The organism is Streptomyces sp. AJS327 (assembly GCF_013450295.1).
Taxonomy (GTDB): domain Bacteria; phylum Actinomycetota; class Actinomycetes; order Streptomycetales; family Streptomycetaceae; genus Streptomyces.
This window is the reverse complement of sequence record NZ_SKBR01000001.1, coordinates 2097253-2110067: the sequence shown is the minus strand read 5'-3', so window position 1 is coordinate 2110067 and position 12815 is coordinate 2097253. Positions and strand designations below refer to the sequence as shown.

The 12815-nt window shown below is 71.3% G+C and carries 11 protein-coding genes and 1 pseudogene; 9 read left to right on the top strand and 3 right to left on the bottom strand.

From position 1 onward, the window contains the following. Positions 1-3: 3 nt before the first annotated feature. On the bottom strand, positions 4-480 hold the full coding sequence (locus E0L36_RS08425; RefSeq protein ID WP_180928186.1) for a nucleoside deaminase: 477 nt from the start codon (positions 478-480) through the stop codon (positions 4-6). 438 nt (positions 481-918) lie between these two features. Here E0L36_RS08425 and E0L36_RS08420 point away from each other — a divergent pair, with 438 nt between their 5' ends. Next, complete coding sequence (locus tag E0L36_RS08420) at positions 919-1968, top strand: hypothetical protein (RefSeq protein ID WP_180928185.1); 1050 nt, start codon at positions 919-921, stop codon at positions 1966-1968. 284 nt (positions 1969-2252) lie between these two features. On the opposite strand, the gene E0L36_RS08415 is transcribed toward E0L36_RS08420, so the two are convergent. Further along, positions 2253-2810, bottom strand: a complete 558-nt coding sequence (locus E0L36_RS08415; protein ID WP_180928184.1) for a sugar O-acetyltransferase — start codon at positions 2808-2810, stop codon at positions 2253-2255. Positions 2811-2983: 173 nt separating this feature from the next. Here E0L36_RS08415 and E0L36_RS08410 point away from each other — a divergent pair, with 173 nt between their 5' ends. Next, complete coding sequence (locus E0L36_RS08410; RefSeq protein WP_180928183.1) at positions 2984-3928, top strand: LysR family transcriptional regulator; 945 nt, start codon at positions 2984-2986, stop codon at positions 3926-3928. A gap of 66 nt (positions 3929-3994) precedes the next feature. Here E0L36_RS08410 and E0L36_RS08405 read toward each other — a convergent pair. After that, positions 3995-5196, bottom strand: a pseudogene (locus E0L36_RS08405) (IS110 family transposase). A gap of 302 nt (positions 5197-5498) precedes the next feature. Here E0L36_RS08405 and E0L36_RS08400 point away from each other — a divergent pair. From E0L36_RS08400 to E0L36_RS08370, 7 genes are all read left to right on the top strand, one after another. Further along, complete coding sequence (locus tag E0L36_RS08400) at positions 5499-6416, top strand: LysR family transcriptional regulator (protein ID WP_180928182.1); 918 nt, start codon at positions 5499-5501, stop codon at positions 6414-6416. A gap of 279 nt (positions 6417-6695) precedes the next feature. Further along, positions 6696-8018, top strand: a complete 1323-nt coding sequence (locus E0L36_RS08395) for an MFS transporter (protein WP_308416670.1) — start codon at positions 6696-6698, stop codon at positions 8016-8018. 103 nt (positions 8019-8121) lie between these two features. Further along, positions 8122-8925 (top strand): LamB/YcsF family protein, encoded by an 804-nt coding sequence (locus E0L36_RS08390; RefSeq protein WP_219636131.1) that lies wholly within the window; start codon positions 8122-8124, stop codon positions 8923-8925. Beyond that, positions 8922-9551, top strand: coding sequence for an allophanate hydrolase subunit 1 (locus E0L36_RS08385; protein ID WP_180928181.1), 630 nt, complete (start codon positions 8922-8924; stop codon positions 9549-9551). The genes E0L36_RS08390 and E0L36_RS08385 overlap by 4 nt, the downstream gene beginning before the upstream one ends. Then, a complete protein-coding gene (locus E0L36_RS08380) occupies positions 9548-10471 on the top strand; it encodes a biotin-dependent carboxyltransferase family protein (protein ID WP_180928180.1) in 924 nt (307 codons plus the stop codon). The genes E0L36_RS08385 and E0L36_RS08380 overlap by 4 nt, the downstream gene beginning before the upstream one ends. A 206-nt stretch (positions 10472-10677) precedes the next feature. Further along, a complete protein-coding gene (locus E0L36_RS08375; protein WP_180928179.1) occupies positions 10678-11571 on the top strand; it encodes an NAD(P)-dependent oxidoreductase in 894 nt (297 codons plus the stop codon). Between the two features lie 65 nt (positions 11572-11636). After that, on the top strand, positions 11637-12749 hold the full coding sequence (locus E0L36_RS08370) for a mandelate racemase/muconate lactonizing enzyme family protein (RefSeq protein ID WP_180928178.1): 1113 nt from the start codon (positions 11637-11639) through the stop codon (positions 12747-12749). Positions 12750-12815 lie beyond the last annotated feature (66 nt).

The following is a 12815-nucleotide window of genomic DNA, read 5'->3' as shown; positions in this document are numbered from 1 at the left end:
TCATCAGGCGCGGTGGCAGCGGCGGTGCAACGCGCGTACCTCGTCCGCGAGGTCGGGAACCGGCCCCTCCACCACCAGTTCCGGCGCCACCTCCCGGATCGGCAGGGGCCGCACGGGGGCGGCTGGCACGCCCAACTCGCCGAGCCAGCTGGTGAGTTGCTCGGAGGAGCTGACGTACACGATGCGGCCCAGCCCCACCCAGGCGTGCGCGGCGGCGCACATCGGGCAGTGCTCCCCTGAGGTGAAGACGGTCGCCGCGGCGCGCTCCCCGGGGGCCATGTTCGCCGCGGCCCACCGGGCCAGCGCGAACTCCGGGTGGCGGGTGCGGTCGCCCGAGGCGACCCGGTTGCGGTCCTCGGCGAGGACCGTCCCGTCCGCGCCGACGAGCACGGAGCCGAACGGCTCGTCACCGGCCTCCAGGGCCTCGGCCGCCAGCTGCACACAGCGGCGCAGGTGCCGCGCTTCAACCTTGTTCACCATGGTGCTCCCAGCAGACGGTCTCCCGGCCGAGCCTAGCCTGTTCCGCGACGCCAGCGGCGCACCTGACCTGCCCACCTTCCCGTGGGCGGCGGCTCAGGGCCGGGTGCCGGACGGCGCGCGGTTCCGCGCCGGTGAACGGCGCTCCGGTCCGGAACGGACGATCCCCCTGTCCGGAACGGGAGCTCCCGCGCTTCCCAACGGGCCCAGAGCGACGGTCAGTTGACGTTGCGCAACCCGACGCCCCCGTCGCCTGCGGGCGGACTGGCGTATTTCGGGCGGGTGGCCGGGAGGGTGGGCGACGGGAACGCCCCACCCCGTTGGAGTGTCCGCGTCATCACGCTAGCCTCGTCTCCGCGCCGTGGGCACCGTCGGTGTCAGGTGGTGACTCTGGCGGCTCGTGCCCCCGCATCCCACCTCTCGCGGACGAAGGAGCGACCCGTGCCCCTCCCCAGACGTACCGCCTACCGCCTCGCCGGCGGCGCGGTGTTGGCGACCGCCCTCACCACCTCGCTGGTCGCGCACGCCGCCACCGACCGGGGCGGCGACCCCCCGGGAACGCCGGGGCCCACGGCGGACCGCACCCTGCGGGTCTACAACAACAACATCGAGAACCTGGTGCGGAACAACGCGGACGGTTCCTGCACCCGCGTATCCGGGCCGGACCACCTGTCGTCCCTGCTGGTGGACGACGAGGGCAAGACGGGGACCCCGGGCGTCAAGGCGCCCGACGTACTGATCGTCCAGCAGATCCGCGGCCGGGGCCAGGCCGACGCCTACGCCGACCAGCTGTCGGCCAAGTTCGGCCTGCCGAAGGGCACGTACCAGGCCGTGCTGGCCAACGAGGACCCCGGGGAGTGGGGCGGCAGCCACCACTGTTCCGACCAGTCGCTGGGCGACCTCAAGAAGAAGCAGACCAACGGCATCCTCTACAACACCCAGCGGCTCGGGCTCGCCTCCGGCGACGTGTCGAAGTACTGGAGCGCGGGCTGGCTCAAGCCCGGCACCTCGTACGAGGACGGCAAGGGGTGCACGCTCTACAAGCCGCCGAACAACGACGACGGCGCCACCTACGCGCACAAGTGGCGGCGCACCAGCGCCATCGCCGCCCGCTTCACCATCAAGGGCACCGACACCTCGGTGTTCGCCGCGACGATGCACCTGCCGCAGGAGAACGCCAAGAACGCCTGTGGGGGTGAGAAGACCAAGGGGATCGGCGGCAGCGGGATCCGCCTCGGGGCGGACGCGACCCGGCTGATGAACGCCTCCACCCTCCGCGTGGTGGGCATCGACGCCAACCGGACCGGCATAGCCGCCGACACCCTGGCCAAACAGGGGATGACCGGCCACGGGTCGAAGCCGACCGACGGCTCCCGCAAGATCGACTACCTGTTCCTCGGCGGAGGGAAGGTGGCCGACTCGCCGGTGGACCACACCGTGGGCGGCACCAAGTCCAACCACCTGGGCCTGTACGGCTTCCTCGACTTCTGACCGGCCCCCGGGGCCGCCGCCGTTGAGGACCGGCGGCGGGCTCGCCGCCAGCGCGCGACCCGGGGACCACCGGCCGCGCCCCTCCCCGCTCCGGGGAGGGGCTCCGGCCCGGGCGGACGGGTCAGTTGGGGCGGTGGACCTCGTGCCGACCGGTCTGGGCCCGGGGGCGGACGGGCAGAAGGTCGGTGTTCACGTGGGGCGGACGGGTCGCGGCCGGTCGACGGCCGCCCCGGCCCGTCCGCCTTCCCGCGCGTGGGGCGCGACGCCCCGGCACGGGCGGGAGTTCAGCCGTCCCACCGCTTGCGGGGGAACCCGGCCGGGCCGGTCACCAGGGTGTGGGGCGGAACGTCCTTCGTGACGACGGTTCCGGCACCGACCACGGCGCCACGGCCGATCGTGACCCCGGGGAGGACCGTCACACCGGCGCCGATCCAGGCGTCGGCCTCGACCGTGATCGACGCCATCGTGAGGTACTCGCTCCGCTCACTGGCCACCAGCGGGTGGTCGGTGGCGATGAGGGTGGTCCTCGGGCCGATGAGGACGCCGTCGCCCAGCCGGATGCCGCCCTGACCCACGTTGTCCATGAACGTGCAGCCCTGGTTGACGAAGACGTGCTCACCGAAGTCGATGCCGAGCCCGTGGTGGGTGTGAAAGGGCGGGTAGACGGTGACGGAGCTGGGAACCGGCCTCCCGATGATCTCCGACAGCAGGGCGTAGCGCGCGGCCTTGTCCTCGTAGGGCAGGGCGTTGAGCCGGGAGGTGAGCGTGTTGACGTGCTCGATCCGCTCGGCGATACGGGCGAACTCGGGCGTGCGGACGTAGAGACGGTCCTGGTCGGACATGACGGTTCCTCACAAAAGGCGCTCGGGCAGGGGCCGTTGGGCGGCGCCCGTCGGAACGACGGGCGATCAACCGCTGGTTGGCCTCGGCCATCAAAACGAGCGGCCCGGAGGGTGATCAAACAACGATCGGGGCGGCCAGGATCAACTCCTGGTTGTCCGCCTAGGATGCGCGGATGGACGTCACGGCCATACGCACCTTCCTCGCCGTCGCTGACGCGGGACAGTTCCAGGAGGCCGCCGCCGACCTGTCGATCACGCCCCAGGCCGTGTCCAAACGGGTCGCCGCGCTGGAGCGGGAACTCGGCGTCCAGCTCTTCGTCCGGGACGCCCGCGGGTCCCGACTCACCATCGACGGGCAGGCGTTCCTGCCCCACGCCCGCACGCTCCTGCACTCCGCCGAGCGTGCCCTGGCGTCCGTCCGGGCGGGCCGCCGGGCGCTGCGGGTCGATGTGATCGGCCGTCAGCTCTCCCTGGCGGGACTGCTGCGCGGCTTCCATCACGCCCACCCCGAGGTCGAGTTGGACGTGGTGACCCTGTTCGACGCGGACACCGCTCTCGCCGCCGTCCGCGACGGGACCGTCGACGCGACGTTCCGCACCGTGACCATGCCCGGCCAGCAGCTACCGCGCGGGGTTGTGGCCGCCCCCGTCTTCGACGAACCGCTCCACCTGTTCACCGGGCCGCGCCACGAGTTCGCGAACGCTCCCGCGCTCACCCCCGCCCAACTCGCCGGCCGGCGCATCTGGATGCCCGGCAACCTGCCCGGCACCGAGTGGACCGCCTACTACGACGAACTCGCCGCCACCTTCGGCCTCACCATCGACGCGGTCGGCCCGGACTTCGGTATCGAGCCGCTGCTCGACACCATCGCCAGCTCCACGACCCTGGCCACCTTCGCCAGTGAACACACCCCGCTGGTCTGGCCCACCAGCCACGACCTACGCCGCGTCCCCCTCACCGACCCGACCCCGCTCTACCCCCACTCCCTGGTCTGGCGCGCCCACAACCCCCATCCCTCACTGGCCTCCCTGCGCCATCACCTCACCGCCGCCTACCCCGGCCGCCCCACCGACGGCGTCTGGACTCCGGCCTGGACGCGGCCACCGGACCAGCCCTGACCCCGCCCCGGCCGGACACCACAGCGGGTGGCGCCCGGCCCCGGGGGGGTGTCTCTATGTCTTTGATCAAGTCGTGGTGGCGGTTCGGGGTTCGTAGAAGGTGCCGTCGCGGAGCATGGCGAAGATGACGCTGACGCGGTGGCGGGCGAGGCGGAGGAGGACCTGTGTGTGGGTTTTCCCCCGGGATCGGCATTTGTCGTAGTAGGTGCGGGAGGTGGGATCGTGCAGGGCGGCGAACGCGGAGAGGAACACGGCTCGTTTGAGCTGCCGGTTTCCGCCTCTGGGCGCGTGTTCGCCGTGGATGGAGGTCCCCGACGCCTTGGTGGTCGGGGCGAGACCTGCATAGGAGGCGAGGTGGGCGGCGCTGGGGAAGCCGGTGGCGTCGCCGATGGTGACGAGCATGGTGGCAGCGGTCCTGACGCCGACGCCGGGCGTGGACGTCAGGACCGGGTGAAGAGGGTGGGCCTCCAGCAGTTCACTGATCTGGGCTTCCAGGGCCCGCCGCTGTTCGTGAACGGCCCCCAGCGACCGGGCCAGGGACGGGATAACGGTGTCGAGGGTGCCGGTGCCGGGGACGACGACGGTCTGTTCGTCCAGTGCGTCGAAGATGTCGTCGATCAGTCGCTGGGCCATGCGCGGGGCCTTGGGCCGGACCACCTCGACCAGCCTGCGGCGTCCGGCCATCCGCAACGCTTGTGGGGAACCGTAGCGTTCCAGCAGCCAGGTGATGGACGGGTGGTCCAAACGTGGCCCGAGGACGCGTTCGAGGCTGGGGTGGAACTGGGTGAGCGGGCCGCGGATGCGGTTGGAGGTGCGGGTGGCCTCGGCCGCGAGGTCCTCATCGAAGCCGACCAGCACGGTCAGCTCGGCGGTGATCTCCTCGGTCAGCGCAAGCGAGCGCAGGGTGTGCGGCATGGTGCGGGCCGCACCCGCGATCACCTCAGCGTCACGCGCGTCGGTCTTGGCCTCGCCCGGGTAGAGGTCGGCGACCCGGCGCATCGCCAGACCGGGAAGGTAGGCGACCTGGCAGCCCGCGTCCCGGGCCACGGTCAAGGGCAGGGCGCCGATGGAAGCGGGCTGGTCCACGAGGACCAGCACGGTGCCGAACTTCGCGGCCAGTTTGTCGAAAACGGCCCGCAGTTTCGGCTCGCTGTTGGGCATGGGCTTGTCGAAGACCTTCTTGCCGGCCGGAGTCAGCCCGTGCCGTGATGGGCGCTCTTGCCGACGTCCAGGCCGAGGAAGACGCTCACCTCGTCGATCTCGTACAACCCGTCCTCCCGAGTGGGGCCGGTGCGGTGCTGGCCAGGGCAACGGCGCCGTACGCGCGCATCCACGTTATGCAGACCAGCCACCTACGATCGGCTCGGCGTTGCGCCGGGCCAGATGACGGTCAGGTCTCTCATCAGCGTCTCCCACGGCACCCCACGGGCCCGGTGACACCACCCCCAGGTCATCGACTTCCAACAGGGGGGAACAGTCATGCCAGGCCCGGAGGCCAGCGGCCCTCTTGCAGGACCGCCGAAGAAGATTACGGGGGGTGACGCCGTGGTGTCTCCGTATTCTGGGGCTCATGCCGCTCACCTCGCCTCAGCTATCCCTGCTCCTGGCAGTGCGGGAGACAGGCAGTCTCGCCAGGGCCGCGTCGTTGCTCGGTGTCACCCCGCCCGCGATCTCGCAGCAGCTGACCCGGCTGGAGAAGGAGGTGGGTTCCCCTCTGGTCGAGCGGGGAGCCCGCGGCGCGATGCTCACGCGTCTCGGAGCGGCACTGTGCGAGCACGCCGTCCGTGTGGCCGCGGAACTCGAACGAGCGGAGGAGACCGTCGAGGCGTTCCTCGGCGTCCACGCGCGGCGACTGCGCCTGGGCGCCTTCCCCTCGGCGGCGATGTCGCTGTTGCCCCAGGCTCTCGCGACGCTGCGCTACCGCTACCCAGACGCCGAACTGTCCGTCGTCGATCTGCTGTCCGACGAAGGGCCCGAGCGGGTCGCGGGGGACGAACTGGACCTCGCCATCACCGCGACGTACGGGCAGACGCTGCCGGACTTCGAGGGCGTCCGCTACGAACACCTGATGACCGACCCGCTCCTCGCCGTCCTGCCCGACGACCATCGCCTGGTCCGGTCACCGTCCACGGCGCCGGTGCGATTGGCGGACGTCGCGGCCGACGCCTGGGTGGGCGGTATCGCCGAGCGTCCCGCGCGCCGCCAGATCGAGGCGGCGGCCGCCGCACACGACATCACGCCCCACGTACCGTTCCAGACCGAGTCCCTGGACGTCGCACAGGCCCTCGCCGCGGCGGGAGTCGCCGTGGCCTTCGTGCCCCGGCTCGCCCTGTGGCAGGCCCGCTCCACCGCGCCCAGGCCCCTCGTCCCCGAACTCTCGCGGGAGATCTACGCGACGCTGCCCAGCAGCTCCGACCACATCGGGCTCGCGGCCGAACTACTCAAGGCCCTGCGGCAGGTGTGTGCCCCCTACCGGCGGCCACGCTGATCCCGCATTAAGCAATCTTGCACGCTGACTACAGGAGAAGACGGTTCTCTCGACGGCTCGCGCTCTGCACTATGAGGCAACCGAATCGACGGAAACCAGCCTGAGACCCCGTTCACCAGACGACCTCCTCGGCAGAAGCGGCGACCGTCGTCCTCATCGCTCGACGCATCCGGCACCGACGAGGCGGGCTCTCCCGAAGCCTTCGGCTCGTGTGCCGCGCTGGTGCGCCTGAGAGCGACCCGACATCTGCGGAACGCACCGGGAGGGCCAGTGGGTAGTGTGGCGGATCACGTCACGAAGTCGACGACGAACGCGAAGTCGGTCGTCGACGATCCCCGTGTGTTGCGCCGAGCAGTGCTCGGTGCCACGCTCGGGCAGTTGGTCGAATGGTTCGAGATCGCGGTCTACGGCTTTCTCGCGGTCACCATCGGCGACCAGTTCTTCGACACCGACGACAGTTCGGCCGCGCTGCTCGGCTCCTTCGCCGTCTTCGCCGCCGCGTTCGTCATCCGTCCGCTGGGCGGGGTCTTCTTCGGGAACATGGGCGACCGGATGGGGCGCAAGCGAACCCTGGCCATCGTCCTCATCCTCGCGTCCGGCGCCACGTTCGGCATCGGGCTGCTGCCCACCTACGCGTCGATCGGGGTGTTCGCGCCCGCCCTCCTGGTGCTGCTCCGCCTGTTGCAGGGCTTCTCGGCTGGTGGTGAGGTGGGGGGCGCCTCGGCGTTCGTCGCCGAACACGCGCCACCGGGCAGGCGTGGCTTCTACGTCTCCTGGGTGCAGTTCGGCTCGGTCGCCGGGTTCCTCGTCGGCTCCCTGGTCGTCCTGGTGCTCACCCTGGTCCTGACCGGGGACCAGATGGACAGCTGGGGCTGGCGGGTGCCCTTCCTGATGGCGGCCCCCATGGGGCTCATCGGGCTCTACGTCCGCAACAGGCTGGAGGAGACACCAGAGTTCACCGAACTCCGGCAGCAGGGTGAGGTGGCCAGGCGCCCGCTCGTGGAGACCCTCACCGACCACTGGCGCTCGGTGGTCGTCGTCGCCGGGTTCGCCCTGTACCACAACGCCACGCTCTACGTGGTCCTGACGTTCGTCCCCAGCTATCTGGAGAGCACGCTCGACTACAGCGCCGTGACGTCCTCCGTCTCGTCAGCGATCACCATGACCGCGGTCGCCATGTCGGTGCCCTGTTTCGGTGCCCTGTCCGACTCCCTCGGCCGCCGGCGACTCCTCGGCAGCTCCTGCGTACTGGCGATCGCGTTCGCCTATCCGCTGTTCTGGCTGATGGGGCAGGGAACTCCGGCCCTGGCGGTGCTCGCGCACGTGGCCCTGGGCGTGATCCTCGGGGTGTTCATCGGGCCCGCGCTGGCCGCGATGAACGAGCTGTTCACGACTCGCGTGCGCTACGGCGGCTTCTCCCTCGGATACAACGTCTCGGCCTCGGCCTTCGGCGGCACGGCCCCATTCCTGGTGACGATGCTGATCACGCAGACGGGAAGCGACACCTCACCGGCCCTGTACGTCATGGCCACGGCGGCGGCCACGCTGGGCGTCGTCGTGGCGGCGCGCGAGACGGCGCCACGAATCACCGGCGGGGGGTGAACCCCGCCAGCCGCGGCACGGAGGGCGACCGGCAGACTCGGTGCCGTACCAGTCCGCCACGTTGCGACCGCGCCACCCGTACCGCTTACTCCCGGAGGAAGGCATGTCCGACCACACACGACGTATGTCCCTCAACAGCGATATCGGCGAGGGGTTCGGCGCCTGGGTGATGGCCGACGACGAGGCACTGCTGCGCACGGTCACCGACGCGAACGTGGCCTGTGGCTTCCATGCCGGCGACCCCACCCTGATGCGTCGGACCTGCGAGACCGCGGCGGTGAACGGAGTCACCGTGGGCGCCCAGGTCGGTTTCCAGGACCTGCGTGGCTTCGGGCGCCGCTACATCGCCATACCGGAGAAGGAACTCCTCGACGACCTGCTCTACCAGCTCGGCGCGCTCGCGGGGATCGCCCGGGTCGCCGGCACGTCCGTCCGCTACGTGAAGCCGCACGGCGCGCTGTACCACTCGGCGGTCGCCCACGACGAGCACGCGGCCGCCGTCGTCGGCGCCATCCACGAGTACGACTCCGATCTCCCGCTGGTCTGCCAGCCCGGTACCCGCCTCGCGCGGCACGCGCAGGACGCCGGGCTCGGGCTGGTGCGCGAGGGGTTCATCGACCGGGCCTACACCGCAGACGGCCTGCTGGTCCCGCGCGGTCGGCCCGGCGCCGTGCACACCGATCCCGCCGCGGCGGTACGGCAGGCCGTCACGCTCGCCACCTCCGGCACGGTGACGGCCGACGACGGCACCGTGATGCCGATGCCGGTGGACTCCCTGTGTGTGCACTCCGACTCTCCGGGAGCCGCCTCCTTCGCCCGGCGGACGCGGGAGGCCCTGGAGGCCGCGGGCGTGTGCGTAACGTCCCTCGTGGAGACGGCTGCGTGCGGAACCGGGGCCGCGGCGTGAACGGAACGCGACGCCTGCGGCCCGCCGGCGAGCGCGGCCTGCTGATCGAGACACCCGACGACGAGGACGTCCACGCGCTCGCGACGTGGCTCCGTGCCGGCACCCACGGCCACCGCCTCGTCGAGATCGTCCCCGGCCCCGCCACGGTGCTCGTGGTCGGGGAACCCGGCACCCTCGCGGACCTCGCCCGCGAGCTGGAGCGGACCGCCCCGTTCGCGCGGGCTCCGGAGGACGCTGGCCCGGTCACCGAGGTGAAGGTGGTCTACGACGGTGTCGACCTCGACGCCGTCTGCGCCCATTCCGGCCTGACCCGGCGGGAGGTCGTGGAACAGCACACCGGAGCGCTCTCCCGGGTGGATTACTTCGGGTTCAGCCCCGGTGTCTGGTACGCCAACGGCGTTCCCGGCGTCCTCCGGGTACCGCGCATGGACACCCCGCGCACCCGGGTTCCCGAGGGCGCCGTCGCCATCGCCAACGAGTACACCTCCATCTACCCCGGTGGCACACCCGGCGGTTGGCGGATCATCGGCCGGTCGGTCAGCCCGTCCCTGTGGGACCCGGAACGCACCCCACCGAACCTGATTGACGTGGGCGACCGCGTGCGGTTCGTGGCCGTCGCACCGTGATCCCCGCACAGCTCGCGACCAGCGTCGAGGTCATCACCTCCGGGCCCCGAACGACCGTTCAGGACCTCGGCCGCCCGGGCCACGCCCATCTGGGCGTGCCCACCTCGGGTGCGGCCGACCAGGCCGCGTACCGCCTCGCCAACCGGCTGGTCGGCAACCCCGAGTCGGCCGCCTGTCTGGAGACCGTCCTCGGCGGGGCGGCCGTTCGCTTTCACGGTGCCACCTCGATCGCGCTCACCGGCGCGCCCGTACGGGCCACCCTCGATGGGCGGCCGATGGCCCTGACCCAGCGGGTGCCCGTACGGCCCGGTCAGACCCTCCGGCTCGGCACCCCGGCACACGGCCTGCTCTGCTACGTGGCGATCCGCGGTGGCGTCGACGTAGCACGGACGCTCGGCAGCGCGGCTACCGACACCCTGACCGGACTCGGCCCCACCCCGCTGACGTCCGGTCAGCACGTGCCGGTCGGCCCGGCACCGGCGCTGGAGAAGGCGCCGGGCTGCTCCGACACCGCGTTCACCCCAGTGCCGTCCGTCGGTCCGGCGGTGCTGCGGGCGCGTCTCGGCCCGCGGGACGACCGATTCACTCCAGCCGCGGTGCGGGCCCTGTTCGCCTCCGGCTGGGAAGTGACCGCGGACACCAACCGAGTCGCCGCGCGGCTCACGGGCCCGTGCCTGGAGTATGCGGACCGCGGCCAGCTGAGATCCGAGGGCATGGTGACCGGGGCCATCGAAGTTCCCCCCTCCGGACAGCCGATCGTCTTCCTCCCGGACCATCCGACGACGGGCGGATACCCCGTCATCGGAGTCGTCGATGCCGCGGACCTCGGACTGCTGGCCCAGTCCAGGCCCGGAACCGCCGTGCGGTTCACCCCCGCCAGAAGCCCCCGGCGGCGCCCGACGTCCCCTCCGGGGCATTAAGCAGAACGACGTACTGCGATGCGGGGAACGACATTCTTCTCCCGCCGCGAGTGTCACAGGATGAGGGGGCCGGGTCGCTACCCGAGCCTCTTCGCGGGTCACATCCCCCTAATCAGCATTGACCAGCATCAATCAGCACTAACGGCATCCGTCCGCTCAACGGCGCGGAGCCTGATCCGTACGGCACACCGGAAAGCGAGTTGTCCATGCAGGTCGGATTCATCGGACTGGGCAGGATGGGAACGGGCATGGCCCGTAACACCGCCACCTCCCACCCCGTCACCGTGCACGACGCGAGGCCGGAGGCCGTGCGGGAACTCACCGTGGCGGGCGCGACGGCGGCCTCCTCGGCGCGCGGAGCCGCGGACGGAGCGGACGTCCTGGTGACGATGCTGCCCGGCCCGGAGGCCATCGAAGCGGTCATGCTCGGCGACGGTGTCGCGCGGGCGCTGCGCCCCGGCGCCCTGTGGATCGACATGAGCAGCAGCAGCCTCGACACCATGGAGCGGGTCAAGTCCGCGTGCCCCGACAGGGGCTGGACGGCTCTGGACGCCCCCGTGACCGGCGGCGTTCCGGGCGCCGAGGAGGGAAGCCTCCAGGTGTTCGTCGGAGGCACAGCCGCCGACTACGAGCGGTCCCTGGGCGTACTCACCACCATGGGCGACCCCGAGCGCATCCTGCACGTGGGCGGGCAGGGGTGCGGCTACACCGTCAAGCTCTGCGTCAACCTCGGCTTCTTCCTGCACGCCGTGGCTGGCGCCGAGGTCATGGCGCTCGGTACCAAGGCGGGGGTCGACATCGATCTGCTGCACGACGCGCTGACCCGCTCCGGAGCCAGCAGCAAGTTCATCGAGAACGACCTGGCGCGGAACGTGTTCGCCGGGGACTACAAGGAGTACTTCCGGCTCGCGCTCGCCCTCAAGGACATCCGTCTCGCGGTCGACCTGGGCCGCTCGGTGGGCGTCCCCCTGGAGGTCGCCGCCCTGGTTGAGCAGCTTCACCATCGCGCTCTGCTCACTCAGGGGGACGGCGGGCAGCTCCTCGCGGTCAAGCAGCTGGAGGAGGCCGCGGGGATCGCGCTGCGCCGGCAGCCGACCTGACCCCGGCGACCGGCCGCAGGGAAACACCGCCCATCGCAGACAGCACGGAGGAGTACCGCACCACCATGAAGATCCAGTCCCTGGAGGCCATTCCCCTGGCCGCGTCGTTCAGGACCACGTTCCGGTTCGGGACCACGGACCGCACGACCTCTCCGAACGTCCTGCTCGTCATACGTACCGACGAAGGACACGTTGGCTACGGCGAAGCGTGTCCGGTGCCCGCGTTCACCAGCGAGACACAGAAGTCCATCGTGGAGCTCGTCGAGGAGCGCGTCGCCCCCGTCCTCGTCGGACGTGATCCCGAGCGGCGAGTACCGCTCCTGCACGTCCTGAGCGGGGTGCTGAAGTCCGCGCCCTTCACCATGACGGCCGTCGACACCGCCCTGCTCGACCTCCAGGGCCGGGCCCTCGGCGTTCCCGTGCACGCGCTGCTCGGTGGCGCCTTTCGCGACCGTACCGAGGTGCACGGATCGGTCGGCTGGGAAGAGGAGCCCGCCGCCATGGCGGCCAACGCCCTCCAGCAGAGCGCGTCGTACCGCTGGCTGAAGCTCTACGCTGGACGCGGTGAGGTCGACGACGACCTTGACCGGCTGCAAGCCGTACGTGACGCGGTCGGCTCCGGGACGCGCCTGTTCGTCGACATCAACGGCATGTGGTCACCCAGCGATCTGAAGCGCGCGCTGCCCCGTGTCGAGGAGATCGGCCTGTGCGCGCTGGAGCAGCCGCTGGCGCCCGCCGCCTGGGCGTACCAGCGGAGCCTCGTGACCGACCCCCGGGTGGACGTTGTCGCCGACGAGTCCGTGCGTACCGTGGCCGACGCCGCGGGCGTGGTGGGACAGCGGAGTGCCACCGTGGTCAATCTCGGTCACGCCAAGCTCGGCGGTCCGACCGCCGCGCTCCAGGCCGCCCATGTGGCGGGCGCCTCGGGGATGGGCCTGATGGTGGGCAGCGTGGTCGAGATGGGCGTCTCCAATGCCATGGGGCTGCACCTGGCCGCGGCGCTGCCGCGGTTGGCCTACCCGTCCTATCTGATGGGCCCCCTCAAGTACCGCGAGCAGATCACGAGTCCCGGAGTGGAGGTCGTCGACGGCCATGTCGCCATCCCCCAGGGCCCGGGGCTCGGCGTCGAGATCGACGAGGCCGAGCTGGCCCGTCTGGACGCGCGCCGGCAGGCATAGGGACCGGCTGCCCCAGCCTCGGCAGCGGGCCGGACCGTCGTGGGCCTGAGCACCCGTCGGTGTCGC

Excerpts from the sequence above, each read along its gene's own strand:
- E0L36_RS08390 (WP_219636131.1), top strand. The coding sequence starts at position 8,122 with ATGTCCGACCACACACGACGTATGTCCCTCAACAGCGATATCGGCGAG.
- E0L36_RS08375 (WP_180928179.1), top strand. The coding sequence starts at position 10,678 with ATGCAGGTCGGATTCATCGGACTGGGCAGGATGGGAACGGGCATGGCC.
- E0L36_RS08400 (WP_180928182.1), top strand. The coding sequence starts at position 5,499 with ATGCCGCTCACCTCGCCTCAGCTATCCCTGCTCCTGGCAGTGCGGGAG.
- E0L36_RS08425 (WP_180928186.1), bottom strand. The coding sequence starts at position 480 with ATGGTGAACAAGGTTGAAGCGCGGCACCTGCGCCGCTGTGTGCAGCTG.
- E0L36_RS08415 (WP_180928184.1), bottom strand. The coding sequence starts at position 2,810 with ATGTCCGACCAGGACCGTCTCTACGTCCGCACGCCCGAGTTCGCCCGT.
- E0L36_RS08370 (WP_180928178.1), top strand. The coding sequence starts at position 11,637 with ATGAAGATCCAGTCCCTGGAGGCCATTCCCCTGGCCGCGTCGTTCAGG.
- E0L36_RS08410 (WP_180928183.1), top strand. The coding sequence starts at position 2,984 with ATGGACGTCACGGCCATACGCACCTTCCTCGCCGTCGCTGACGCGGGA.